The organism is Nocardia sp. NPDC006982, assembly GCF_042869435.1.
Lineage (GTDB): Bacteria > Actinomycetota > Actinomycetes > Mycobacteriales > Mycobacteriaceae > Nocardia.
Genome location: NZ_JBIAFV010000006.1, coordinates 404,102 through 429,915 on the forward strand (window position 1 = coordinate 404,102; position 25,814 = coordinate 429,915).

The window sequence follows — 25,814 nt, forward strand, 5'->3', positions numbered from 1 at the left end:
CCGGTGGCTGTGCCGTGAGCTATTCGGAGTACTTGTAGAAGCCCTCTCCGGTGGCGATGCCGAGCTTGCCCTTGTCGATGTAGTTGGTCTTGAGCCAGGCCGCGAGCTGCTGCCCCTCGTCGCCGCCGTTGACCAGGATGTTGTAAGGGGTGGTCAGGCCGATGACGTCGAGCATCTGGAATGGGCCGACCGGTGCGCCGGTGCCGATCCGCCAGGTCTTGTCGACCGCCTCCGGTTCGGCGAATCCGCCCGCGCCGAGCGCCATGGCCGCATTGAGCAGCGGCACGAGCAGCGAATTGAGGACGTAACCCGCCTTCTCCTTATGCAATTCGATCGGCTCCATGCCGATCGCGGCGGCGAACTCGACGACCGCCCGAAAGACCTGCGGATCGGTCTCGGGCGTCCCCATCACCTCGGCGGTGTTGTATCGCCACACCTGATTCGCGAAGTGCAGCGCGAGGAATTTGTCGGGGCGGCCGGTGTAGTCCTTGATATCGCTGGGCAGCAGGGTGGACGAATTGGTGGCGAAGATCGTCTTCGCCGGTGCGAGTTCGCCCAGCTGCCGGTAGGTCTGCTCCTTGATGGTGAGCACCTCCGGCACCGCTTCGATCACGAGGTCGGCATCCTGCACGGCCGCGGCCAGATCCGTGGTCGCGACGATGCCCGCCTCGGTCTTCTCGGCCTTGGTATCACCACCCGGCACTTCGATGCGATAGGTCGCCGCGAGCTTGGCGAATCGATCGCGAGCACCGGCGATGGCCTCGTCGCTGATGTCGTAGGCGGTGACATCGAATCCGTGGAATGCGGTCTGGAATGCGATCTGCGATCCCAGCACCCCGGTTCCGAGGACGGTCACCTTGCGGATGGTCATCTGCTATCTCCTTCCTTCGGGGGCACAGTCCGCCCCGGGTGTCATCGGCGTCGTCGAGGGAGATCATCGTTGGTCGCGCACTACTGCGTCGAGGAAGAAGACCAGGTGATCGTGGGCGCGGCGACGGCCTTCGGCGCGGGCAGCAGCCGGGCCGTGCAGGTAGACCAATCGTAGGAAACCCAGCGGTGCGAGCAGTTCCCACATCAGGGCTTCACCGGTCGAGTCCCCCTTGCGCAGCCGCGCGGTGACCACCTCGGTCAGCTGTCCACGCTCCGCCCAGATCGGAAAGTACGGAGCCACCGCGGCCGCCCCCTTGGCGAGCATGTCGGTGACCAGGCGCGGATCGTTCGGAATCGCTTGGCGCAGCATGAGTTTGGTGAACTTTCGGGATTCGTCGGTATCGAAGAGGTCCAATATTCGGTCGACGGTTTCGGTCAGGAATCCGCGCGGGTCATCCGGCACCGCCTTCGGATCCGGGAGTATCTCGGCGATCACCGTATCCACCGCGCCGACACCGGCCTGCGCGATCAACTCCCGGTAGATCGCCTCTTTATTGGCGAAGTGAGCGTAGAGACCGCCATCGGAAAGCCCTGCCGCCCGCGCGATCATCCGCACCGAGGTGGCGGCGTAGCCGTGCTCGACGAACAGATCCAGTGCGGCGGCGAGCAGCAGCGCACGGGTGTCGCCTGCCTCGTCCTTGCGCGGGCGGCCGACGCGACGTGGCGGGGTCACGGTCATTGGCTCAGATTAAACGATCACTGGTTAATAATCGATCGATTGATTATTATTGAGTTGAGCGCTCAACCTACAGTCACTCATCGCGAGGATCATGCTCATGTCGAAACATCTACTGTCCCAAGAGATTTCCGAACGTCCCGCGGGCTACGCCGGGCCGAATCTGAGCCCGACCGGCCTGCGGTTGATACCGCATCCGATCGGCGCGGGTGCCGTCGCACTCATGGCAAATGTGCCCCCGAAGGACAATAACGGCGTTATTTTCGGCGACCGGGCCGCCCTGGTCATCGATGCGGGTATCACCCCGACCATCGGCACCCAAATCCGAAGTCTGGCAAGCGATCTCGCCGACGCTCCCCTGCGCTACCTGGTGAACACCACCTACCACGGTGATCACACCTTCGGGAATGCCGCCTTCGACGACCTCACCGTCATCACGTCGGGCGCCAACCGTGCCAATATGTACGACCTCGCCTACGAGAAGGACATCCGCTCCCGCAATATGTACGGCGACGAGGAGTTGTTCGGCGAGGTCACCCGCTGGCGGCTGCCGGATCTGACTTTCGAGACGGCGATGGAGATCGATCTCGGCGGCCGCACCGTCGAGTTGCACCATTTCGGCCCCGGCAACGGTCCGGGCGACACCATCGTCTATGTGCCGTCACAGCGCACCGCTTGGACCGGAAACTTTCTGACCGGTGCCGGATCCGCGCACATGCTCCTGCAGGGCGGCCCCGAGCCGTACCTCGCCTCGCTGCGCGCCATGCAGGAAACTCTGCCCGAATTGGAGACGATCGTCCCTGGTCACGGCCCGATGGGCCGCGGTCGACGCTCGATCACCGTGCTCATCGACTATCTCGAACGGCTACGCGACGAGGTGTCGGCCGCATTCGAAGCGGGCCACACGCTGGAAGAAACTTACGCGCTGTGCACAGACCCCTGGGCCACCGATCTCGATCCCGAATTCGCCACTGCCCTAGGTGAATACGAGATTCCCCTCGACCTCGCCGAGCAGGGCTTTCGGGAACTGTGCCGGAACCTGCATCGCCTCAACATCATGACCACCTTTCGCGTCTGCGAACAGCTCGCGCAGTAAGCGGATGGGTCCCAGCTAACTCACAGCCACGGGCTAGGGTGCGCAAATCTTGCGATTCCAAGATTGTCTTGTCGGTCCGGATCGGACGGGTCGACGGTCTCGGACGCAGACCCGACAACAGGAGGAACGTGGATGAAGATCAAGTCGAAGCTGGCGAAGGGCGCGATCGCGGGCGGCGTGTTGGTCGGCCTGCTGGGCGTTGGTGCGGGTGTGGCGAGCGCCGATCCGGGGCAGGATCAGCGTCCGGGTATCGAGCAGCAACAGCAGGGCCACGATCAGCAGCGCGGGGATCAGCGCCAGGACCAGCAGCGGCATGATCAGCAGCCCCAGGGTCACGGCTTCTGGTTCTCCGGCCAGTGGATTCCGCTGCCCTGATCTCGACTCGATGCGAAAGGCCCTGTGTCCGTTGGGCATGGGGCCTTCGTCGGTTTGTCCGCCCACAGCGTAATGCCCGGCCGGATCGGCAGGCGCGGCCGTACGCTCTCCCTATGACCGAGCTGCACTCGATCCAGGGCGGACGCGATGACCGACCTCGCCACACCGAGGAACCGCTGTGGCGCGAGGTGCTCGGTGAACGGCTGCGCACGCTGCGGCGGGAGCAACGCGAGACCCTCGTCGAAACCGCCGGTCGCGCAGGTATTTCGCCGCAGTACCTGTCCGAGGTCGAGCGGGGCCGCAAGGAACCGTCGAGCGAGATGATCGCGGCGCTGGCCGGTGCGCTCGGCACCACCCTCTTCGGTCTCACCGAGCAGGTGGCCGACGAATTGCGCGCTCATCGTCGGCTCACCTTCGCCCGGCAGGCCGCGCCACGAGCCAGTGCTGGACCTACCCTCATGGCACTGGCCGCCTGATCAGTCGGCGCGGGCACCGAGCACGTTGTCGACCAGGCCGTAGTCGACGGCCGCCTGCGCGGTGAAGACGCGGTCTCGATCGGTGTCGTGACGTAGCCGCTCGGCTGGTTGCCCGGTATGCCGCGACAGGATCGACTCGATTTCCGCGCGCATCCGCACCAACTCGTCGGCTTGCAGGATCAGATCGGGAATCGCGCCCTGACCGCGGGCGGCGGGCTGATGCAGGACGACCCGGGCGTGCGGCAGCAAGGAGCGGCGACCGGGTTCCCCACCGGCCAGCAGTACCGCGCCGACCGCGATGGCCTGGCCGACACAGGTGGTCGCCACCGGGGCCTTGATGAATTGCATGGTGTCGTACACCGCGAGCATTGCGGACAGATCGCCGCCCTCGCAGTTGATGTACAGATTGATCTCCTGCTCCGGACTCTCCGACTCCAGGTGCAACAGCTGGGCGATGAGCGCATTGGCCACGCCGGAATCGATCGGGGTCCCGAGGTAGACGATCCGCTCGGCGAGCAGGTGGGAGTAGATATCGGTGATCCGCTCGCCGCCGCGCGGATGCTGAGCGATCACATTGGGAATGGTGTACGTCATGCCGAAATTCCGATCCGCTGGCGCTGGGGCACGATTTCCCCGAACGAGCCGACAATGTGGTCGATGAAGCCGTATTCCTTGGCCTGTGCCGCGCTGAACCAGCGATCGTGCAGCGAATCCTCGTAGATGCGGTCGTACGGCTGGCCGGTATCCCCCGCGATGATGCCGAGCACGGTCTCCACGGTGTAGCGCAGGTCATCGGCCTGCACCTCGACGTCGACGGCACTGCCGCCGATTCCGGCCGAGCCCTGATGCATCAGCACCCTGGCGTGCGGCAGGGCGAACCGCCGACCCGGCGTACCTGCCGACAGAAGGAATTGCCCTGCGCTGCAAGCCAATCCGAGTGCCAGGGTGGAGACCTCGCACGGCACCAGCCGCATCACATCGCGAATGGCGAGCATTGCCGGAACCGAACCACCCGGGGAATGGATCCACAACGAGATCCCGGAATCGGCATCCTCGGCGGCCAAGGTAAGCAGCTGCGTCATCAGGAGCGTGCCGTTGTCGTCGTCGAGCGGTCCGTCCAGCACCAGAATCCGTCTGCTGAGCAGCTGCTCCCTGGCGCGCCAACTGAACAACGGTGTCTTGTCATCGTGAGCCATGACTCCACCGTGCCGCGCGCCTACCCGAAAAATCTCGCCACGCTGCCCACAGCAGATCTGCTCAGAGCAGCGTCAGTCGTGCGAATGCGCGTGGATGCGCGCCTGCACCTCGGGCCGCCGCAGCGGCGGCACGTTCTTGGGCGGCACCTTCCGCTCGGGCAATTGTTCGAGCAGCCGCATGGTCGCGGCCGCGATATCGGCGACCGCGGCATCGACCGCAGGGCGCGTAGCTGCGGAAATGCTGGAAAGCCCGCCGACCTTGCGGACGTACTGCAATGCCGCGGCATGCACTTCTTCCGGGGTGGCGGCAGGCTCGAGCCCACGCAGGGCAGTGATATTTCGGCACATATCCCGAGGCTAGCTCGGGTTGGCATGAGTTTTAAGGGGCGAGGCCTCCGCACGCAGGTCGCGTCGATAGGCGAGGTTGATCCGAGCCGCACCCCAGGACAGCGACCAGATGAGAACCAGGGAGCAGACGAGTACGACCAGCGATGCCGCATCGATCAGCCAGGAGGGCCGGTCGAATGAGCGTTCACGTTGGAGCACAGTGATTTCGGGGACGAAGGGGCGCGTGAACTGGTCCAGTGCCGGAACTTCGGCGGCGTCGATGCCGGGGTCATGCGGCATGTAGATGGGTAGAGCAGTGAGCGATCGGCCGTCGTGCAGTCGCAGGATCGTCTTCCAATTTCCGTATACAGGAACAGGTTTCGTGCTCGCATAATGCCCCTCGCCGACCCGGCGCAGCTGATCGATCACGAGTCCGCGACCGGGGTTCGAGGAACCGGTGCCGCCTTGCCAGGCCAAAATCTGCACCCACTCGGGATCACCGCCCACCAGATCCTTAGGAGCAAGTGTGATATCGGCGTTGACCATCCGGCCCGCGGCTACCGGTGCCGCATCACGCAACTGGACTGTTGCGGAGGCATTTTCGGGAACATCGACGCGCAATCCATTCGCGGTGGCGGCGGCGGTGATCAGCACCGCCGCGATCACGATGCCACGGCGAATCCCAACGTACGGGAGCTCTTCGCCCCGCAGGACCATGCCGAGCAGCACGCCGACCGCACCGCCCGCGACACCCACCGGCACCGCCATGACCAATAGCTCCGGCCACATACCGGCAGGCCAGGAATCCACGAACATCCTTGCCACCCAAAGTGATTCGAGCCAGAGCCCGAGAGTGGCCGCGACCAGTCCGGTCAGCGCACCCCACCAAACGGGTCTGGACATGGGCAGCAGCGCCATCAGTTCGACGATCAGCGCGACACCGAGATACAGCGGAAATACATTGTGCGGCGCAGCGAGCAGCGAACCGACCAGGAACGCCAAAACAGTGCGGACGACGATCGCGAACACTACCGCGGCCAACGCGCCACCGCGGCCGAGCGTATAGCGCGCCGAAATCAGCGCGATCGTACTCGCGGCCGCGATCAGCATCGGCTGGAAGACGAGACGGAACTGTTCGACGCCGAAATCGAATTCGACCTGATACACCGACAGGCCGATCAGCAGACCACCGAAGGCGAAGGTGCGGACCAGCCACAGCAGCGGACCGTCGGTGCGATCCGGATCGGGCCGGTCCAGTCGGCCTTCGAACTCCAGCAGCAGCACCGCGACCAGCGACAATCCGGCGCCACCGATCAGCATCAGATGCGTGGGACCCCACAGGGTTACGTCCTGGCCGAACAGTCGGTGCCAGATGTCGTCGAGTGGGAAGCCGATGAGTGCGTACAGGCCGGCACCCGCCATCAGCACGCCCCCGACCGGGGCGTACCAGTCGCGGGTGATCCGAATCGCGGCCGGACCGGGTTTCTCGTCCAGCGGCAGGATGATGGCCAGCATTCCGGCCATGAACAGGAAGAACAGGCCGATCATGATGAAGTAGTGCGCCGGGTTCGCCAGCGGGCCCTCGTCGCGGCCCTTACCGATATGCAGGCTCACATCCCAGATGAAGCCGAACAGCGCGGTGAGAATGGTGGCGATGAACAGCGCGAGCGGCAGCGCGACCCAGCCCGGCCGGTTGATCAGCCCGCCGAGTCGATCGGCGGCGGTTTGCAGCCACGTGATGCGGCGGGTGCGGTGCAGATACCCGACCACGACGAGCACGGCCGCGATGGCGATCGCGGTGCCGGTCAGCACCGCGACCTGGTCGAGTGCGGCGCCGCCGCCCTCGGACCCACGCGTGAGCACCGCCATTGCCTGCATCACCTGACACTTTCCGGTGTTGACGACCGTCGCGTGGCTGGCCGTGCTCGGTCCGCGCCATTGTGGGCCTCGTCCTCGTTGACGGTGCCGGGCAGCCCCGCATATCGCTTGGACCTTCACTTCGGAAGGTCGGCATGTACGGCGGATACCCCTTGAGGAGACGGCCAATCCAGTGCCGTTGGGCACCGTGGCGCAGTGCCTGAAATCCCAGCCGACAACCATTTTCGGTGTCCGTTTGCATCTGATGATGCCGGGTAGTTGCCGAATATGGGTAGGCGTGACGGTTTGGCACCGTGGTGGATCGAGGCACCGACGGCGGCGATTACCGGTGTGGTGCGCACCGGGGTATCGACGGCCGTCGGACTAGGCGTACAACTCGTCGAAGCGCCGTTTCATGCGGCGCAAGCCGTGGCCGATGCCGCCGCTTCGGTAGTCGATACCGCCGCCGCCGGAGTCGACGAATTGGCTCCCCAACCGGAGAGCCCGCTGGGCGATGACCTGCTCGATCTGGTCGACCCGCATGAGCGGCGGGCCAACCGCCGGGTCGCCCTGCGCGAGGACAAGGCGACGATCGAGGTGCGCGGACTGAGCTCCGAGCGCGGCGCGGCCCTGGCTCGGACATTGGACGAGCGGCTCGGCAAGTTGCGTGGTGTGCGGTGGTCGCATGTCAACGCGGTGACCGGTCGGGTGGTTGCCACGCTGCGCGAAGGCGCGACCGGACTGCCGGAACTGCTCGAGGTCATCGAGGGGATCGAGGCAGACAGCAATGTCGCCGAAGTGGACTGGAGTCGCACCGTCGAATACCCCGAGGACCGGGAACCGTTGCTGGCGGCGGGAATTCAGGTGGCGAGCGAGGTATTCGCCATTGCAGTGTGCACGGTCGGCGCGCGGCTACCGTTCGGTGGGCCTGCGCGCGCGGTGCGGGCGGCGGCCACCGTCTTCGACACCCAACCACGATTGCGCACAATGCTCGAATCCCGATTCGGGCGCTCCCGCACCGATATGGCCCTCACCATCGTCACCGCGATCGGAACCGCATTCGGCGAGAACGCCGCCGACGGCATCACGAATCTGCTGGCCGACACGGCCCAGCGCACCTTCCTCCTCGGCGAAGCCGTCGCCCAGCGTCTGGAGTGGCGCAACTGGGAGTCCGACCTGGTGTGCCGCGAACACCCCGACGTAACCGAACCCCTACCGCCCTACACCCGCCCCACCGACCTGCCACCCGGCCCGATCGAGCGCGTCGGCGACGAAACAGCGGCCGGATCGCTGATCGGCACCGCCGCATTCGTCGGCCTCGGCCGCATAGGCGACGCCGCCGACGCCCTCGGCCTCGGCGCACCGAAAGCCGCCCGGGCCTCCCGCGAGGCCTACGCCGCGAGCGTCAACATGGTCCTCGCACGGGCGGGGGTACTCACACTGCATCGGGGTGCGTGGCGACGTTTGGACCGGCTGACCACGCTGGTAATCGACGGCGAAGCGCTGCTCACCTCGCGACGGCTGGTACTCGACGTCGAGTCGGCCGATGACGAATGGTCTACGGGGAAGGTCTGGAGCGCAGCCCAGCGATTGCTGTGGTCGTCGCAGGGTGACGGGAAGACCGCCACCGACGGCAACGGCGCAGCCGCAACCGAAGGCGACAAGAGGGCAGCCACCAACGGCAGCGGCACGGCCGCGACCGACGGCCACAAGAAGGCCGCCACCAACAGCAACCAGACAGCCGCGACCGAGGACAACAAGCACGCCACCACCGAGGCCGACGAGGAGGCCGTGACCAAGGGCGGCAAGCAAGCCGCCACCGTGGACAACGAGGCGTCCGTAACCGACGAGGACGAGGAGGCCGCAACGGAGGGTGAGGCACTGCAACTGGTGCATCCCAACTCTGGGGCTCGGGACCGGGGTGCCACCACTCGGCCGGTCTGGCGCGAATTGCGCGATGGGGACCGCACGGTCGGGCGGGTGTTGCTCGGGCGGGAGCTCGATTCGAGCGCGCATGATGTGTTGACTGCGGCGCGGCGGGCCGGGTTGCGGGTGGTGCTTGTCGCGCATGAGGATGCGCACGAATTGCGTTCGCTTGCTGATGAATTCGTCTCGGCGACGTCATCGATGAGCAAGCTGGTCGAGCGACGGCAGCAGGACGGGCAGGTTGTCGCGGTGCTGAGCCCGCGCGCCCATAAGGCGTTGGCCCGAGCTGATGTGGCGCTCGGGTTGTTCACTGCCGATCGCTGCGAACCACCGTGGGCCGCGGATGCCATCTGCCGGGATCTGGGGCAGGTGCAGCGCGTACTCGCGACTGTCGCGCCCGCGCGGGAGGTCAGCGATCGTGGCCGCACCCTGGCCTTGTCGGCGTGTGCGCTCGGTGGGTTGCTGCTCGCCGTCACTCCGACCAGGAACGCCCGGACGACACCGATGGTCGCCGCACAGCTGACCGCCCTGATAACCGGGGCGCGCAAGGGTGTTCGAGCCGCCGCGTCCGCACCGCCCACCACCATTGCACCTCTATTACCTTGGCACGCACTGGAATCAAATGAAGTACTCGGACGCCTACCGCAACCTCCGGCGCTCGACGAGCGCGCGATTCCGGCCCGAGCCGAACAGAGCTTGCTCACTAGAACTTTCGCACCGCTGACGACCTACGCCCGCCATCTGCGCCACGAACTGGACGATCCGCTGACACCGATCCTCAGCGTTGGCGCCGTCGCCACCGCCATACTCGGCGAGCCGTCCGATGCCATACTCCTCGCCTCCGTGCTGACGGTGAACGCGGTGATATCGGCCGGTCAGCGCCAGCGTGCCGAGAGCGAATTGCAAGATCTACTCGAAGGCGAGCAACTCACCGGTCGCCTGATCGACCGCGATGCGATCGACGAGTCCGACCCGACCGAAGAATCCGTGCCCGCGGACGCTCTCGCCATCGGCGACACCCTGGTCGTCCGCGCGGGCGATGTGGTGCCCGCCGATGCCCGATTACTGCGCGTGGACGAACTCGAAATGGATGAGTCCGGTCTGACCGGCGAATCGGTCACGGTCGAAAAGAATCTCGCCGCTACACCCGGCGTGGCACTCGGCGAACGCACCTGCATGATCTTCGCGGGCAGCACCGTCGTGAACGGGTCGGGTCTGGCAGTCGTGGTCGCGGTCGGCGCCGACACCCAAGCCGGTCGCGCGGCCGCGGGCGCGGTGCCGCCGGACAAGGGCGGCGTACAGGCCCAACTGCGGCAGCTCACCAATCGCGCCCTACCGCTCACCCTTTCGGGCGGGGCCCTGGTCACCGCGCTGGGCGGCCTGCGTGGCCGGATGCTGCGCGATGCGATCTCCGACGGCGTCGCCGTCGCGGTGGCGGCGGTGCCGGAGGGATTGCCCCTGGTCGCCACCGTGGCACAGCTGGCGGCCGCGCGTCGGCTGTCGCGCTACGGCGTGCTGGTCCGCGCCAGCCGCACCGTCGAGGCACTCGGCCGCGTCGACACCCTGTGCTTCGACAAGACCGGCACCCTCACCGAGGGACGGCTGCGGCTCACCATGCTGGCCGACCTGGACAACCAGTGGTCACCAGACGACGAATCCGACGATGCGCGCCGACTGCTGCGCGCCGCCGCCCGCGCCTGCCCGGATCCGAACGCCGGACCGGTGCTGCACGCCACCGACCGCGCCGTACTGGATGCCGCCGAAAACCTCGGCGACGATGCGCACCAGTGGGATCAGATCGAGGAAATCCCATTCGAATCCAATCGCGGCTACGCCGCGGTGCTCGGCCAAACGACGCGCAAGCTGCGCCTGATCGTCAAGGGCGCGCCCGAAGTCGTACTCCCTCGCTGCACCAAAGCACTTACCGCAGAACAGATCTTCGAAGACGTGCACAAGCGTGCGCGGGCGGTCATCGATGATCTCGCCGAACAAGGCCTGCGCGTACTCGTCGTCGCCCGCCGCGACCTCGCCGACGAGCCCGATGATGTCGAACGCGCCGTGGACGAACTCACGCTGCTCGGCTTCATCGGCATCGCCGACACCCCGCGACCCCAGACGCTGCCGCTGGTAACAGCCTTGCAGAACAACGATATCGGCGTGCGCATGATCACCGGCGATCACCCGGTCACGGCGGCGGCGGTGGCCCGCCAACTCGGCATTACCGTGGATACCGTCACCACCGGCGCCGATCTGGATCGGCTCGACGATACCGAGCAGGCCGAGCTCATCGAACGCAGCACCGTCTTCGCCAGGGTCGATCCGGAGCAGAAGGTGCGCATCGTGGCCGCGCTGCGTCGCAATGGACACGTGGTCGGCATGACCGGCGACGGCAGCAATGACGCCGCCGCAATCCGCAGCGCGGACATCGGAATCGGTTTGGCCGCACGCGGATCCGCAGCCGCACGCAATGCGGCGGATCTGGTGCTCACCGATCCGGATCCGTTCGCCCTGTTGCACGCCCTGGTAGAAGGACGCGGCATGTGGCAGCGCATTACCGACGCGGTGGGCGTGCTGGTCGGTGGCAATGCCGGAGAGATCGCCTTCACCATCTACGGCACGGTGGTCGGCGGACGGGCACCACTGGGCACCAGGCAATTCCTGCTGGTGAACATGCTCACCGATATGTTTCCCGCGCTGGCCCTCGCCCTTTCACCGGACCGCGACAGCCCGGATCCGCACGATGTGGAGCACGGTGCCGAGCAGCGCGCACGGCAATTGGCGGAAATTCCGCCTGCCCATCTTGGTCCCGACCTCACCCGCACGATCGCAGTACGCGGCATAGCCACGGCGGCGGGTGCATGCACGGCGTGGACGCTCGGCCGCTACACCGGAACCCGACGCCGCGCGGCCACCATCGGACTGGTCGCGCTCATCGGCACCCAACTAGGCCAGACACTCGTTTCCGGCCACCGCAGTCCCCTGGTCTGGGTCACCACCGCTGCCAGCGGCGTGGTTCTCGGCGCGGTCGTCATGGTTCCAGGGCTGTCCGCCTATTTCGGTTGCACGCCACTGGGTCCCGTCGGCTGGACCATCGCCACAACCTCCGCCGCCGCAGCTACCGCAGGCTCGACCGTCCTTCCTCGCCTACTGCCCGGCGCACAAGGCTGATCTCGCCGGTACAACCCAGCCTGAGGTGGATAGCGCGGTCGTCGATCGGGCTCGACCGTACTCCCGCGCCTGCTGCCTAACGCCGGCGAACGCTGACCGCGCAGATGCCACCTCGCCCGAGGTTCCCGCTTCCATGCCGAGCCGGGCTACCACGCCCACTACAACCAACCGCTGGCAACCAGCCCGGCAACGGCTGCCGTGCCGAAGACCAGCCAAGCGGCGTAATCGCCCACATGCCCACTGTGCAGTCGGTGTAATGCAATCACCGCCAACTCGATCGGACGAATCGGAGGCTTTCCCCGTGCGCGCAACGTGCCGTAATACAGTGCACCAAGTGCCGTGAGCACGGCCAGCACGGTCGACAGCAGACAGAGCGCCAGCCCTCCGCCTGTCCACTCGATATGTGGGGCCGCACCAGAGTGGCCGGTTGTATTGCCGATCAGCGCCGCCGCCCGGTAGGCCTCGGGATCGACGAATGTCGCGGCAGCGGGACCTATGGCTCTGGTGAATCCGGTTGGCAGGCCCAGTAATAGCGCAACGAGCAATAAAGCCAGCACCGCCCCGATCATGGTGATCGGCGTCCTGTTGCGAGGCGCGGCGACATCGGGCACCTCGTATTCCCCGGTGGTCTCCTCGGGATCGAGCTTGTGCTCGGGCACCGCGCCCACACCGAAACACACCCGCAGCCCCACACGCAACGCCGCACCGCCGGTCAACGCCGATACGACAATCACCAGTGCCACCAGGAAAATCGACGCGTCGGATTCCTCGAGCAACGCCTTGCCGAGCCCCGCACCGAATGGCGGCAACCCGGCCAATACCAACGCCGAAAGCACAAACAGCACACCAATGGTCCGCTGACCACGCGCTCGACCATGCAAGCTGAACTCGTCCACACTCCGGTACCGCGACAGCAGCACACCGGTCAGCAAGAACAGCGCACCTTTCACCGCGGCATGACCACCGAGATACAGCGCCGACGCGGCCACACCGAGCGGTGACAGCGCGGCGAGTCCGAGAATGAACAGCCCGATATGCGCGATCGTCGAATACGCGAGCAGCCGTTTGATATGCCGTTGCAGAACACACATCACCGCACCGAGCAAGGCCGTAAAGATGCCCAACACCAACAGCATTCGACGCACCCCCGGAGCCGGAAGCACGCCATCGAAAACCGTCCAATACACCCGTGCCAGCCCATAAACGCCCAACGGTGCCATCACACCGGAGAACAGCACGCAGACCGGCGACGGCGCGACGGCGTGCGCATCGGCCAGCCAGAAATGAAACGGCACCGCCGCCGCCTTGACCAGCCACCCGGTAACGATCAGCACGAATGCGGCCAGCACTAGGGCGTCACCCGCCCGCGCCTCGACCGCAATTCCCAACTGCGCCAGCCCGAGTTGTCCGGTTCGCGCGTACAGGAGTCCGATTCCGAACAGGCAGAGATATGCGCCGAGCGAGTTGATCACCCCGAAATTCAGCCCGGCCTGGACGGATTCGGGTTCCTCTATCTTCAGCCCGGTCAGCGCATAAGCCGCGACGCCCATCAACTCGAAAAAGACGAACATGTCGAAAAGGTCACCGGTCAGCGCGAATCCGGTCATACCGGTGGCGAACAGCAGAACCAGCGCCGGATAGTGCGCGTGCAGATTGTCGAAGTAGCGCCAGCCGAACAGCAGGGCGGTCGTAGTGAGCAGCGCGATCAGCAAAGCCATTGCGGCACCGATCCGATCGGCGACTAAGACAATCCCCACGGTCAGGCCCGGTCGCGGCTCCCAACCACCGGACCAGGAAACCACTGTGCCCGCACCGGTCTCATACAGCAGCCATCCGGCCAGGATCGTCCCCGCGAGCGCGGTTCCGGTGCCGAGCACATCGATCAGCAACCTGGGCAATACGCGCCCGAAGGCGAGCAGCACACAGGAACCGGCGACCGGCAACCCGATCAGGAGTGCCGGGAGTGCCTGATCGAAGGGGACCATCAGCCACGCAGCGCGTGCAGTTCGTCGGGTACGACCGTGCCGTGCCGCTTGGCGATCTGCACGACCAGCGCCAACAGCAATGCGGTCACCGTCGCGGCCACGACGATGTCGGTCAGCGCCATCGCCTGCACCACCGGATCGACCACGGGCGAACCTGGCGGGTTCGCGGAGCCGAAAATAGGTGCGGACGCGCCTTTTTGGTAGCCGATGGCCAATAACAGGACATAGGTTCCCGATTGTCCGATGGATACGCACACCACGGTGTGCACCAGATGCGTACTGCGTACCACGCCGTAAATGCCGATCAACATGAGCCAACCGGCGATCGCATAGGGAAATATGGTCATCGTGACGCCCGCCTCTCCGTAGTCAGATACTCGTCGAGGAACTGCGCGAGCAGTACGACGACACCACTGCCGACCGCGAGACCGACCGCCACGCTGAACAGCGGCAGCGTGCCGGCCGACAGCAGGCGGCCGAATTGTCCGAGCGGCAGGATATTCGCCAGATATCCTGCACCACTGAGGATTCCGGCGAGACCGAGCGCCACCACCGTGCCCATGCCCACCGCCTCACCGAATTCGTACCAGGCCAGCGGCCGCACCCGCCGCAACGCGCGATAATTGCCCGCCACGTACAGCAGATGCAGGCCGGTGGCCAGCACCACACCACCCTGGAAGCCGCCGCCCGGCGTCAGATGTCCGTGCACGACCACATCCGCGCCGATCATCAGGGTCACCGGTAACAGGGCATAGCCCAGAAATCGGGCCGCCTGCACAATCCGACCGACATCCTCCGACTGCCGTTGCGGCCGATGTCCTTCCGGACGCAACAGCGTCGACGCACCGAGCACCGCGGCCACCAGAATGGCCTCCTCACCGAACGTATCGAGCCCACGCTGATCGAAATTGACCGAGGAAACCGCATTCGGGCTGTGCTGCTCCAGCGACGCTCGGACCGCGGCGTCCCGATACGGATGGTCGGTACCGCCGAACCCGGGCATCCGCAACAGCGCGAGTCCGAGCAATACGACAACTCCGACCCCGCCGAGGAGAAAGACCACCAGTCGAGCACTGTGCTTCACAACTTTCGCCTCCGCTGCACGGCACGCACAGCGAGCAACACCATCAGCGGCACCACCGCGGTACCCACCGCGACCTGCGACAACGCCACATCCGGTGCCCCGAGCACGAGAAATGCTGGTGCCAGCAGCGCGCCGAATACCGCGAGCGATACCGCCTGCCGCTGCGGCTGAGTGGTGAATACGACGACCGTGCCCGCCACCGCGACAAGTCCGAGGGTGATCACGATCAGGGCGGTCATCGCGGAGCCTCGATCCTGCCGTCGGTGCGGGCATTGAGCCTGCCGATGGCGGCACTCAGTACCGGGGCGGTGAGCGCCAGCAGTAAGAGGGTCACCGCGACGATGGCCGTGGTCAGTCCAGGTCCCTCGGCGATAAGCACCGCGAGCACGATGAAGGGTCCGGTGACCGAGCTGATAATCGACGAATAGTGCAGTCGCGCATAGACCGAACGCGGCCGCAGCGCCGCCACCGAGGCGGCCACCGCGACCAGGGTGCCGATCGCGAGCAGTGTGTCGACGAAGAAGCTAGTCATCGCGCACCCCCAGCAGGCGCGTGAAAACCAGCGTGCCCGCGAAGGACAGCAGGACGAGCACCAGCGGCACTATCAAATAGTCCGGCCTGCCGAGTCCCAGGCTCAGCAATATCAAGACGACGATCAACAGCGAACCGACCAGTTGCAGCCCGACGAGCCGATGCGCCGCGGTGCCGCGAGCGGACAGCAGCAACGCCGGTCCGATCCCACCGACCAGCAGCACACCCGATGCGAGCAGCCAAGGAGCGGTGGACATTTCGATCAGCCCCCGAACATCCGTCGCAGTCGGGTCACGGGCATCGCGAGTACATGCAGTAGCAGGTCGTCCTCGGCATCGATGACCAGCGAGCCGGGCGTCGCCGAGAGCACGCCGGTGATCAATGCCGCCCGCCCTGCTCGCCGCTGCGCGTCGGCCTCTGCGTCGAGTTCGTCCTCCTCGAACCGCCCGCCCTGCTCGCCGCTGCGCGTCGGCCTCTGCGTCGAGTTCGTCCTCCTCGAACCGCCCGACCGGCCTGCCGCGCGCGGCGATCGACAGGGCAGCCCAGCTGTCGCGCACGACAGCGCCGGGCAGAGCGGCCAACAACTGCGGAACCCTATCCGGCAGTCGCCAATTACCCTGCACCGCAATACGTCCCACACGACCAGCGAATGCAGCAGGTAATGCGAGCACGGCCGCCGCGACCAACTCCTGGAGACTGAATGTCGTCAGCGTCGCCAGCCACAGCAACACCAGCACCACCCACCAGCCGACGACTTCCGCCGCCGCTCCGATGCGCCCGCTCATCCGTCGTCTTCTCGACGCCAGTCCCGCACCGCATCGCGCGCCCGGTCGAATACCGCCAGCGGCGGACCGGCCAGCAGATTCGCCAGCGCGGATTCCCCGGTCTTCGGATGCGGCCGGGTCGGTGCGACCGCTTCGGCGGCCCGCACCGAACCCGCCATTCGCTCCAACTGATGCACCGAAAACTGTTGGCGCAAAAGGGCGAATTCCTCGTTCTCCTCGCGGCTGGCATGGTCGATCACCGCATCGGCGAATTCGGCCAGCTTGCCATCGAAGTCCGGGTGGTCGACACCGAGGTCGTAGAGGTCGGCGAGCGCACGCTTGGCGTGGTTCTCCTCGTCCCTGCGGTCTCCGACCATCTTGTCCGCCCCGAAACGGGCACGGGCGGCGACGGGATGCACAGCCTCCTCTTCGGCGCTCTCGTGCACCGCGAGCAACCGGACCAGTTCCTTGAACAGCTCCGACTTATTGCCCTGCCCGGATTTCAGTTGGGCGAAAAGCTCTTTGATCTGCTTGTGCTGTGCCGTCAGCAGATCGACGACGTCCTCGGTCGATGGCAAGGTCATGACGAACTCCGATGCGGCACGAATTCCTGAGCCTTGGTCTTGACGCCCTGCCACATCAGATGCCAGCCATCCGGATCGCCGCGCATAACCGCCTCCGCGGTGTCCTTCATCTGCTCATAGGTCGCATGCGGCGGAATCGGCGGCACCTCGGGATCGCAGCGCACATCGATCAGCACCGGACGATCCGCGCTCAGCGCCAGGCTCCACGCGTCGGCGAGCTGGTCCGGATCGTCGATCGCGACCGACGGCAGGCCCATACAGCGGGCGAGATCGGCGTAGGAGGTCTCCGGAAGTATCTGCGACTCTTCGAATTTCGGTGCGCCGCCCATGGAACGCAGCTCCCAGGTGACCTGGTTCAGATCATTATTGTGGAAGACGCAGACGATCAGCCGGGGATCACTCCACTGCCGGTAATAGCGTGCGATGGTGAGCAGTTCGGCCATTCCGTTCATCTGCATGGCACCGTCACCGACCAATGCGATCGCCGGTCGTTCCGGATGCGCGAACTTGGCGCCGATGGCATAGGGCACGCCGGGTCCCATGGTCGCCAGGGTGCCCGAGAGCGAGCCGCGCGTACCGATGCGGAATCGCAGGCAGCGGGCGTACCAGTTGGTGGACGAGCCGGAGTCCGCGGTCACGATCGCATTATCCGGAAGCTGTTTCGACAGCTCCCAGACCACGCGCATCGGGTTGACCGGTTTGGCCTGCAACATCGCTTGCCGCTCGACCGTCTCCCACCAGCGGACCACATCCTGCTCGATCTTCTCCCGCCAGGATCGATCCTCCTTGCGGCGCAGTAGCGGAACGAGTTCGGCCAGTGTGGCTTTCGCGTCACCGACCAGATTCACCTCGGTCGGATAGCGCATGCCGATCAAGGTGCCGTCGATATCGATCTGCACGGCACGCGCCTGACCGAACTCCGGCATGAACTGGGTATAGGGGAAATTCGACCCGACGATGACCAAAGTGTCGCAGTCGCGCATCATTTCATAACTCGGCCTGCTGCCGAGCAACCCGATCGGCCCGGTGACGAACGGCAGATCATCCGGCAGCACATCCTTGCCGAGCAGCGCCTTCGCCACACCCGCACCGGTGAGTTCCGCGAGTTCGACCACCTCGCGCGCGGCCGAGCGTGCGCCCTGGCCGACGAGCACCGCGACCCTGGATCCGGCCTCGATGATCTCGGCGGCGCGTTCGATCTCGTTGTACGGCGCGACCACCGTCGCGGTCAACGCATGCGGTGGGCTGGACGGCACCTGCTTGAACTCGTGTTCGGGCGGCTCGTAGGGCTCTTCCTGCAGATCGGCGGGGATGATCACCGCGGTGGGCGCATGCCGGGTCATCGCCGTTCGAAACGCCCGGTCCAGCGCGTTGGGCAATTGGCTAGAGACATTTACCTCGACCAGATAGTCGCTGGCAACATCCTTGAACAGACTCTGCAGGTCGACTTCCTGCTGATAGCTGCCGCCCATGGCGCTGCGCGCGGTCTGACCGACGATCGCCACGACCGGGACATGGTCTAGTTTGGCGTCGTAGAGGCCGTTCAGCAGATGGATCGCACCGGGTCCCGAGGTGGCCGTGCAGACGCCGACCTTCCCACTGAACTTGGCGAACCCGGTGGCTTGGAAGGCCGCCATCTCTTCGTGCCTGGCCTGCACGAACTGTGGTTTGTTGTGCGCGCGACCGAAAGCGGCGACCAGACCGTTGATGCCGTCGCCGGGGTATCCGAAAACTTGATCAACGCCCCACTCGCGTAGTCGTTGCAGGACGTAGTCACCAACCTGTTGCTTCATGAGGATCTCCTGTTGGTATCCGGGTTGGTCAGACCGGTGATACCCAGCGAATGGGCAGGCAATCAGCGGGTGTGCCGCGCACCGGAGTGGGTAGCCGCACTGTGCCGAGACAGGAGGGATTGGGCGAATGATTGATCTCCCGCTGGCCCGACTCGCGGCCGAACTCACCGGAAAGGTGGCCGGTGAGGTGCGTTTCGATCCCGGATCCCGGGCCACATACTCCACCGATGCCTCGAACTACCGCGCGGTGCCGCTCGGCGTGGTGCTGCCACGCACACCTGAGGATGCGGCCGCCGCCATCGCGGTGTGCCGCGAACACGATATGCCGGTGCTCTCGCGCGGCGGCGGCACCAGTCTGGCCGGTCAATGCTGCAATGCGGCCGTGGTGCTGGACTGGAGCAAGTACTGCGATCGGCTGATCTCGGTCGATACGGCGGCCCGCACCGCGATCGTGGAACCGGGCATCGCGCTCGACCCGCTCAATGCGCAGTTGGCGCGCTACGACCTGATGGTCGGCCCGAAACCCGCGACCCATGTCAGCTGCACGATCGGCGGGATGATCGGCAACAACTCCTGCGGTTCCACCGCGCAGGCGTACGGGAAGATGGTCGACTCGGTACGTCGGCTGGAAATCCTGACCTACGACGGGTTACGAGGTTGGGTCGGCGCGGATTCCGAGGATGGGTTTGCGGAATTGCGGGACGGCCTGCGGCAGATCCGCGATGAGTACGCGACGGACATCCGTCAGCACTATCCCGATATTCCGCGCCGGGTGTCGGGCTACAACCTCGATTCCCTGCTGCCGGAGCACGGCTTCGATCTCGCGAAACTTCTCGTCGGCAGCGAGTCCACGCTGGTGACGGTGTTGCGTGCCGAAATCGAACTCGTGCAACGCCCGAAAGCGGTGGCGTTGACCGTACTCGGCTATCCCGATATCTACGACGCCGCCGACGCGGTTCCGATCGTTTTGCAGCACAACCCGATAGCGCTGGAAGGGGTGGACCACCGGCTGGTCGACCTGGAGAATCTCGAACATCTGGCCGGGTGCGCCATCGCGCAGCTGCCGGACGGAAACGGTTGGCTGATGGCGCAATTCGAGGGTGCCGACCAGGACGAAGCCGACCGCAGGGCGCAGACGATGGTCGAGGAACTAACCATGAAAACCGGTGCCACCTCGACCATGATCGACGACCCCGCGCGGGAGGCGGAGATCTGGATGGCCCGGGAAGCGGGCCTCGGCGCCACCGCCTATCCGCCGGACAGTCCGGAAACCCATGAGGGCTGGGAGGATGCCGCGGTACCGCCGAACCGGCTCGGCGATTACCTTCGCGACTTCGAAAGTCTGCTGGACGATTTCGACTACCAGTCGTCCTCGCTGTACGGCCACTTCGGTCACGGCTGCGTCCACACCCGCATTCCGTTCGATCTCCGTAGTGCGGAAGGCATTTCGAAGTACCGCGGCTTCGCCGAGCAGAGCGCACAGTTGGTTACGCGGTACGGCGGATCGTTGTCCGGTGAACACGGCGACGGTCAGTCGCGCGGCGAACTGCTGCCGATCATGTTCGGCGAGCGGATCGTCGAGGCATTCGGCGCGGTCAAACATCTCTTCGATCCGCGCAATCGGATGAATCCCGGCAAGGTCGTGCACCCGCGACCACTGGATCAGGACCTGCGCCAGGGTGCGAGCTATCGACCGTGGGAGCCGGCGACCCACTTCGCTTTCCCGGACGACGACCACCGTTTCAGCGTCGCCGCCGCGCGCTGTGTCGGCGTCGGCAAGTGCCGCGGTCACGAGGGCGGTGTGATGTGCCCGAGCTACCGGGCGACCAGGGAGGAGGAACATTCCACCCGTGGCCGCGCCCGACTTCTGTTCGAAATGCTCCAGGGCGAGGTGATCACCGATGGCTGGCGCTCCACCGAGGTGCGCGATGCCCTCGATCTGTGCCTGGCCTGCAAAGGCTGTCGCAGCGACTGCCCGGTCGATGTCGATATGGCCACCTACAAGGCCGAATTCCTCTCCCACCACTACGAACACCGCGTCCGGCCGATGGCGCACTATTCGATGGGCTGGATCCCGCTGTGGGCCCGCCTCGTCACCGCCGTGTCCGCACCGGCCAATGCACTGGCGCGGAGCCGGGGCACGGGTGGGCTGCTCAAACGGCTCGGCGGTGTGGACCCGCGCCGCGAACTACCGCGCTTCGCCTGCGAGCGCTTCACCGAGAAGTTCGCCCGCCGCGCACCGGACGAGCGCGGCCACCGCGGCCGAGTGCTGCTGTGGCCCGACACCTTCACCAATAACTTCGCCCCCGAAATAGCCGAAGCAGCGGTGACCGTGTTGGAGGCCGCCGGATTCGAGATCGAAATACCAAGGCGCACAGTCTGTTGCGGATTGACTTGGATTTCCACCGGCCAACTCCCGACCGCGAAACGAGTATTGCGCCGCACTTTGCGTCAGCTCGAACCCCAATTGCGCTCGAGCACCCCGATCGTCGTGCTCGAACCGAGCTGCGCCGCCGTCTTCCGCTCCGATCTCACCGAATTACTCCCCGGCGACGAAGACGCCCACCGCCTGGCCAATCAGGTCCGCACCCTCGGCGAAATCCTCACCGAACAAGCCGACGACTGGGAACCCCCGCGCATCGACGCACACGCCATGGTCCAACCGCACTGCCACCAGCACGCGATCCTGCACTACGAGGCCGACCAAAGGCTCTTGACCGCAACCGGACTCGACGTCGAAGTATTGGATACCGGATGCTGCGGCCTGGCGGGCAACTTCGGCTTCGAACGCGGCCACTACGACGTCTCGATAGCCTGCGCCGAAGACAAACTCATGCCGGCCATCCGCAAGCGCGAGCCCGGAACCCTGGTCCTGGCAGATGGTTTCAGCTGCCGAACCCAAATCGAGCACCTGGATCCGCGAGCCCGGCCTCGGCACGCGGCACAAATCCTCGCCGAGGCGATCCGCGACTACTGAATCAGTCGGTGTCGAACAGCCGATCGGCGGGCGCGAGTTGGCTGATGGTGTTCGAGATCTGGGCGACCAGAGCCCAGGGGCGCTGGGTATCGGTGGTGGCCTTGCCGCTGGTGAGGATCGCGCCGGAGAGTCCGCGGGTGGGATCGGCCCAGCCGTATTGGGTCGTCAGGCCGCTGCGGCCGAAGTGCGATTGGGTGTTGCGCCCGAACTTCGAGCGACGAGCGCCGAGTTCGAAGCCCGCCGTGCTGACTCGTCCGGCCAGACCGGGTATACGGCGTGCCGGGCGGATCGCTTCGCGGAGGGTGTCGGGCTCGATGATTCGGACACCGTCGAGTTCGCCACCACGAGTGAGGATTTCGTAGAAGCGGGACAGCTCGTAGGCGGTGGTGACGATATTTCCCGACGGCAGTTCGGCGGTCAGGAAATCCTGATTCGCGGATTTGGCGGTCGCACCGTCCATCCGGCCGCCGAGGGCCTTGCGCGCCAAAAGCATCGACATGCGCGACGGTGGCGGGCCGGTCTTCACGCTGGGCACGACCTTGTCGACATCCTCGGGCCGGACCCCGAAGTTGTTCCAGCGGAAGCCCAGTGGTTCGAGCACCTGTTCGGCGAGATGTTCGCGCATCCGCTTCCCGGTGGCCCGCCGCACCAGCAGCCGTTGGATCAAACCGCTGGTCAATGCGTGATAGACCCGGAACCGCCCGCGCGGCCAACTCGGCACCAGATCGGCCAAGCCCTGTACGGCCAACTCCTCGTCGAGCACCAGCTCGACGCCCTTGTACGGCGGCGTAATGAACGGCACACCCGCCGAATGCGACAGCACATCGCCGATGGTGATCGCATCCTTGCCGTGCGCCGCGAACTCCGGAATGTATTTGCACACCGGATCATTCAGCGCGAACGCACCCTGTTCGATGAGCATGAACATCAGCGTCGCGGCCACACCCTTGGCCGTGGAGAACCCGCAGAACAGCGTCTCCGGCGTCGCGAGCACCTGCTCCACATCCGGACCGTCTTTCGGTGCATTCCCCCAGCCGTGCCCGATCGCCCGGTTCAGCACGATTTTTCCATTGCGCCGCAGACAGGTCTGAATCGCGGGCGTCGTCCCCATCCGGTACCACGCCTGCACCGACGCCCACAGCGCCGCGATGTCGTCGTCGGTCAACCCGGCATCGGCCGGATCGTCCTCGTGCCCGACCGTCGTCACCGCGTCCAGATCATCGGCGACGGTCACCAACGTGCCAGGAAACACCTTCACCGGGCCAGCATATCGGCGCTGATCTGCCCCCGATCGAGCCCACGCCCTGGTTTCACGAAACGAGCCGGGGTATTCGGTGGGCAGGAGGTGTGACATGCCAAAGGAATGGAGCAATAAACAGGAACGGCAGTACGAGCACATCAAGGACTCGGCAGAGGACCGGGGCGCGAGCCAGAAGCGGGCGAAGGAAATCGCCGCGCGGACGGTCAACAAGAATCGCGCCCAAGCCGGGCAGTCGAAGACCGCCAGCCGTTCCTCGATAAAGGACAAGTCGCCACAGCAGCGCGGTGGGCAGCGCTCGGGCCGCAGTGGTCCGAAGGGCCCGACCCGCGACCAGCTGTACAACGAAGCCAAGAAGCGCAATATCAAGGGCCGCTCGAAGATGAGCAAGGGCCAGCTCGAGCGGGCATTGGGTAGGGGCTGAGGATATGGCCGTGCCGGGCGCCGCGGAATTCGTGCCGCCGCACGCGAGCCTCGCCGAGTTGCAGCGGGCTTCGTGCGGCTGCCACGGCTGCGATCTCTACCGGCACGCCACCCAGACGGTTTTCGGCGAGGGCCCGGAAAACGCCGACGTCGTAATGATCGGTGAGCAGCCCGGCGACCAGGAGGACGTGCGCGGACACCCGTTCGTCGGCCCCGCCGGGCGGCTGCTCGATCGTGCCATCGCCGAGGTCGGGATCGACCGCGACCGGATCTATGTGACCAATGCGGTGAAGCACTTCAAATTCGAGGAGCGCGGTAAGCGCCGCATCCACAAACAACCCGGACGCACCGAAATCGTCGCCTGTTCGGCCTGGCTCGACGCCGAGTTGCAGGTCATCGAGCCACAACTGGTGGTCTGCCTCGGCGCGATCGCGGCAAAGGCCGTGCTCGGTCCCTCGTTCAAGGTCTCCGAACGGCGCGGCGAGCTCGTGACGATGCCGGATTACGCGGTGATCGCGACCGTGCACCCGTCGGCGGTGCTGCGCGCGCCCGATCGCGACGAGGCCTACGCCGGATTCGTCGCGGACTTGAAACGGTTGCGAACGGTGTGCGGTGGTATACGACCGATGTGACGGCCGAAAATATCACCCGGCCCCATGTACTGCGCGAATACGCATTCCTCGCGGACGGCGAGCGCGGTGTGCTGGTCGGTCCACGCGGTGACTTCGCCTGGATGTGCGCACCACGCTGGCACAGCGACGCTGTTTTCGCCGGCCTGGTCGGCGGGGACGGCGCGTATTCGGTGACGCCGTCCGGGCGCTACGTGTGGGGCGGTTACTACCAGACGGGCACATTGATCTGGAATTCGCACTGGCTGGTCGGCTCGTCGGTGGTCGAATGCCGGGAGGCGCTGGCCTTTCCCGGTGATCCGCATCGGGTTGTGGTGCTGCGCCGGATCGTCGCGGTGCACGGTGATGCCGAGGTCGATGTGGTGCTGCGCCCTGCCGGGCAGTTCGGCAAGGCGAAGACACGCGACCTGCGCCGCACCGACGACGGGTTGTGGCTCGCGCGAGTCGGGGACCTCGCACTGCGTTGGACGGGCGGCGCGGCCGCCTCGGTCCGCGATGATCGCGGCTGGACCGATCGGATAACGCTGCGGCAAGGCCAGACTCATGATCTCGTCCTGGAATTGTCCGATATCGCACTGCCCGACGAACCACCCGATCCGCACACCGCATGGGCGCAGACCGAATCCGCTTGGCAGCGTGGGGTTCCGAAGCTGGGCGCGTGCGCCGCATCCCGCGATACCGCTCAGGCCTACGCCGTCATGCGCGGTATGACCAGTTCCACCAACGGTATGGTCGCCGCGGCCACCACAGGCCTGCCCGAACGCGCGGACCGCGCCGAGAACTACGACTACCGCTACGTGTGGCTCCGCGACCAATGCTTCGCCGGTCAAGCTGTAGCAGCAGACGGTCCACACCCGTTGCTGGACAATGCGTTACGTTTCGTGGCCGAGCGGCTGCTCGCCGAAGGACCCGACGTATTTCCTGCGTGTACGATCACCGGCCGACCCATCCCGGAGCCCAGCAATCTGGATCTACCCGGCTATCCGGGCGGTCGCATGGTGATCGGCAACAGGGTGCGCGACCAGTCCCAGCTCGACGTATTCGGCGAGACACTGCTGTTGTTCGCCGCGGGTGCGCGGCACGACCGGCTCACCGAGGACAGCCGCAAGGCGGTTTCGGTGCCGGTCGGCGCGATCGCCGAACGCTGGCGTCGACCAGATGCGGGCATCTGGGAGATCGAGGACCGGCACTGGACACACTCCCGGCTGGCCTGCGTCAGTGGTCTGCGTTCGGTTGCCGCTGTTGCCGAGACCGGTGCCGACCCGGTGTTCTGTACGGCGCTCGCCGATACCATCATGGCCGAAACCGCCCGCACCAGTGTGCATCCCAGTGGCGCATGGCAGCAGGCGCCGGATGCCGCGGGTGTCGACGCGGCCCTGCTGCTGCCAGCCATCCGTGGCGGTGTACCCGCCGACGACCCGCGCAGCCTCGCCACCTATCGGGCCGTCGAGCGCGAATTATGCACCGATTACTACGTTTATCGCTACCGCCACGACGAACAGCCGCTGGAGACGAACGAGGGGGCATTCCTGTTCTGCGGATTCATCATGGCGATCGCGGCCGCCCAACTCGGACACCCGGTTTGCGCGGCACGCTATTTCGAGCGCAACCGCGCGGCGTGCGGCACGCCCGGATTGTTCGCCGAGGAATTCGATGTCCGGCAGCGTCAACTGCGCGGCAATATGCCGCAGGCCTTCGTGCACGCGATGCTGTTCGAATCCTCGGTCCAGCTCACCCGATTCGGCGATGAGTAAGGAGT

Annotated in this window: 23 protein-coding genes; 8 read left to right on the top strand and 15 right to left on the bottom strand. The window is 65.8% G+C overall.

The features are described 5' to 3' along the window. Window positions 1-19: 19 nt before the first annotated feature. Entirely contained in the window at window positions 20-871 is an 852-nt protein-coding gene (locus ACFYOW_RS25980; RefSeq protein WP_387292043.1) for a 3-hydroxyacyl-CoA dehydrogenase, read from the bottom strand. A gap of 63 nt (window positions 872-934) precedes the next feature. Further along, a complete protein-coding gene (locus ACFYOW_RS25985) occupies window positions 935-1,609 on the bottom strand; it encodes a TetR/AcrR family transcriptional regulator (protein WP_387292045.1) in 675 nt (224 codons plus the stop codon). A 97-nt stretch (window positions 1,610-1,706) separates the two neighbouring features. Between ACFYOW_RS25985 and ACFYOW_RS25990 the strand changes: the two genes are divergently transcribed. The 3 genes from ACFYOW_RS25990 (at window position 1,707) to ACFYOW_RS26000 (ending at window position 3,553) form a co-directional block, all read left to right on the top strand. Then, window positions 1,707-2,702, top strand: a complete 996-nt coding sequence (locus tag ACFYOW_RS25990) for an MBL fold metallo-hydrolase (RefSeq protein ID WP_387292047.1) — start codon at window positions 1,707-1,709, stop codon at window positions 2,700-2,702. A 132-nt stretch (window positions 2,703-2,834) separates the two neighbouring features. Beyond that, complete coding sequence (locus tag ACFYOW_RS25995) at window positions 2,835-3,077, top strand: hypothetical protein (RefSeq protein WP_387292049.1); 243 nt, start codon at window positions 2,835-2,837, stop codon at window positions 3,075-3,077. 113 nt (window positions 3,078-3,190) lie between these two features. Continuing rightward, a complete protein-coding gene (locus tag ACFYOW_RS26000; RefSeq protein WP_387292051.1) occupies window positions 3,191-3,553 on the top strand; it encodes a helix-turn-helix domain-containing protein in 363 nt (120 codons plus the stop codon). On the opposite strand, the gene ACFYOW_RS26005 is transcribed toward ACFYOW_RS26000, so the two are convergent. The 4 genes from ACFYOW_RS26005 to ACFYOW_RS26020 form a co-directional block, all read right to left on the bottom strand. Beyond that, the gene (locus tag ACFYOW_RS26005) at window positions 3,554-4,147 is read right to left on the bottom strand and encodes a ClpP family protease (RefSeq protein ID WP_063043076.1); all 594 of its coding nucleotides are present in this window, start codon (window positions 4,145-4,147) and stop codon (window positions 3,554-3,556) included. Then, complete coding sequence (locus ACFYOW_RS26010) at window positions 4,144-4,749, bottom strand: ClpP family protease (RefSeq protein ID WP_040687344.1); 606 nt, start codon at window positions 4,747-4,749, stop codon at window positions 4,144-4,146. Before ACFYOW_RS26010 ends, ACFYOW_RS26005 begins: the two co-directional genes overlap by 4 nt. A gap of 72 nt (window positions 4,750-4,821) precedes the next feature. Continuing rightward, a complete protein-coding gene (locus tag ACFYOW_RS26015) occupies window positions 4,822-5,097 on the bottom strand; it encodes a DUF2277 domain-containing protein (RefSeq protein ID WP_063043074.1) in 276 nt (91 codons plus the stop codon). Window positions 5,098-5,106: 9 nt separating this feature from the next. Further along, complete coding sequence (locus ACFYOW_RS26020) at window positions 5,107-6,945, bottom strand: hypothetical protein (protein ID WP_387292054.1); 1,839 nt, start codon at window positions 6,943-6,945, stop codon at window positions 5,107-5,109. A gap of 276 nt (window positions 6,946-7,221) precedes the next feature. On the opposite strand from ACFYOW_RS26020, the gene ACFYOW_RS26025 reads away from it, so the two are divergent. Then, window positions 7,222-12,027: an HAD-IC family P-type ATPase gene (locus ACFYOW_RS26025; protein ID WP_387292056.1), complete on the top strand. Its 4,806-nt coding sequence runs from the start codon at window positions 7,222-7,224 to the stop codon at window positions 12,025-12,027. Window positions 12,028-12,185: 158 nt separating this feature from the next. Here ACFYOW_RS26025 and ACFYOW_RS26030 read toward each other — a convergent pair whose 3' ends face one another. The 8 genes from ACFYOW_RS26030 to ACFYOW_RS26065 are packed head-to-tail and all read right to left on the bottom strand — an operon-like array spanning window position 12,186 to window position 18,768. Beyond that, window positions 12,186-14,012 (bottom strand): complex I subunit 5 family protein, encoded by a 1,827-nt coding sequence (locus ACFYOW_RS26030; protein WP_387292058.1) that lies wholly within the window; start codon window positions 14,010-14,012, stop codon window positions 12,186-12,188. Continuing rightward, window positions 14,012-14,359, bottom strand: a complete 348-nt coding sequence (locus ACFYOW_RS26035; RefSeq protein ID WP_387292060.1) for a sodium:proton antiporter — start codon at window positions 14,357-14,359, stop codon at window positions 14,012-14,014. Before ACFYOW_RS26035 ends, ACFYOW_RS26030 begins: the two co-directional genes overlap by 1 nt. Then, the gene (locus ACFYOW_RS26040) at window positions 14,356-15,096 is read right to left on the bottom strand and encodes an MnhB domain-containing protein (RefSeq protein WP_387292062.1); all 741 of its coding nucleotides are present in this window, start codon (window positions 15,094-15,096) and stop codon (window positions 14,356-14,358) included. Before ACFYOW_RS26040 ends, ACFYOW_RS26035 begins: the two co-directional genes overlap by 4 nt. Continuing rightward, a complete protein-coding gene (locus tag ACFYOW_RS26045; RefSeq protein ID WP_387292064.1) occupies window positions 15,093-15,335 on the bottom strand; it encodes a Na(+)/H(+) antiporter subunit B in 243 nt (80 codons plus the stop codon). The genes ACFYOW_RS26040 and ACFYOW_RS26045 overlap by 4 nt, the downstream gene beginning before the upstream one ends. Then, entirely contained in the window at window positions 15,332-15,628 is a 297-nt protein-coding gene (locus ACFYOW_RS26050; RefSeq protein WP_387292066.1) for a monovalent cation/H(+) antiporter subunit G, read from the bottom strand. The genes ACFYOW_RS26045 and ACFYOW_RS26050 overlap by 4 nt, the downstream gene beginning before the upstream one ends. Continuing rightward, the gene (locus ACFYOW_RS26055; protein WP_387292068.1) at window positions 15,621-16,412 is read right to left on the bottom strand and encodes a monovalent cation/H+ antiporter complex subunit F; all 792 of its coding nucleotides are present in this window, start codon (window positions 16,410-16,412) and stop codon (window positions 15,621-15,623) included. Before ACFYOW_RS26055 ends, ACFYOW_RS26050 begins: the two co-directional genes overlap by 8 nt. Continuing rightward, window positions 16,409-16,975 carry a hemerythrin domain-containing protein gene (locus tag ACFYOW_RS26060; RefSeq protein ID WP_387292070.1) on the bottom strand — a complete coding sequence of 189 codons (567 nt, stop codon included), beginning with the start codon at window positions 16,973-16,975 and terminating at the stop codon, window positions 16,409-16,411. The genes ACFYOW_RS26055 and ACFYOW_RS26060 overlap by 4 nt, the downstream gene beginning before the upstream one ends. Then, a complete protein-coding gene (locus ACFYOW_RS26065) occupies window positions 16,972-18,768 on the bottom strand; it encodes a thiamine pyrophosphate-requiring protein (RefSeq protein ID WP_387292072.1) in 1,797 nt (598 codons plus the stop codon). Before ACFYOW_RS26065 ends, ACFYOW_RS26060 begins: the two co-directional genes overlap by 4 nt. Window positions 18,769-18,895: 127 nt before the next feature. Between ACFYOW_RS26065 and ACFYOW_RS26070 the strand changes: the two genes are divergently transcribed. After that, window positions 18,896-21,745, top strand: a complete 2,850-nt coding sequence (locus tag ACFYOW_RS26070; RefSeq protein WP_387292074.1) for an FAD-binding and (Fe-S)-binding domain-containing protein — start codon at window positions 18,896-18,898, stop codon at window positions 21,743-21,745. A gap of 1 nt (window position 21,746) precedes the next feature. Here the strand turns inward: ACFYOW_RS26070 and ACFYOW_RS26075 are convergent, their stop codons facing one another. Beyond that, window positions 21,747-23,003 (bottom strand): serine hydrolase domain-containing protein, encoded by a 1,257-nt coding sequence (locus ACFYOW_RS26075; RefSeq protein WP_387292076.1) that lies wholly within the window; start codon window positions 23,001-23,003, stop codon window positions 21,747-21,749. 94 nt (window positions 23,004-23,097) lie between these two features. Between ACFYOW_RS26075 and ACFYOW_RS26080 the strand changes: the two genes are divergently transcribed. The 3 genes from ACFYOW_RS26080 to ACFYOW_RS26090 are packed head-to-tail and all read left to right on the top strand — an operon-like array spanning window position 23,098 to window position 25,809. Continuing rightward, window positions 23,098-23,427 (top strand): plasmid stabilization protein, encoded by a 330-nt coding sequence (locus ACFYOW_RS26080; protein WP_387292078.1) that lies wholly within the window; start codon window positions 23,098-23,100, stop codon window positions 23,425-23,427. A 4-nt stretch (window positions 23,428-23,431) separates the two neighbouring features. Further along, on the top strand, window positions 23,432-24,058 hold the full coding sequence (locus tag ACFYOW_RS26085) for a UdgX family uracil-DNA binding protein (RefSeq protein WP_387292080.1): 627 nt from the start codon (window positions 23,432-23,434) through the stop codon (window positions 24,056-24,058). Continuing rightward, a complete protein-coding gene (locus ACFYOW_RS26090) occupies window positions 24,055-25,809 on the top strand; it encodes a glycoside hydrolase family 15 protein (RefSeq protein ID WP_387292082.1) in 1,755 nt (584 codons plus the stop codon). The genes ACFYOW_RS26085 and ACFYOW_RS26090 overlap by 4 nt, the downstream gene beginning before the upstream one ends. Window positions 25,810-25,814 lie beyond the last annotated feature (5 nt).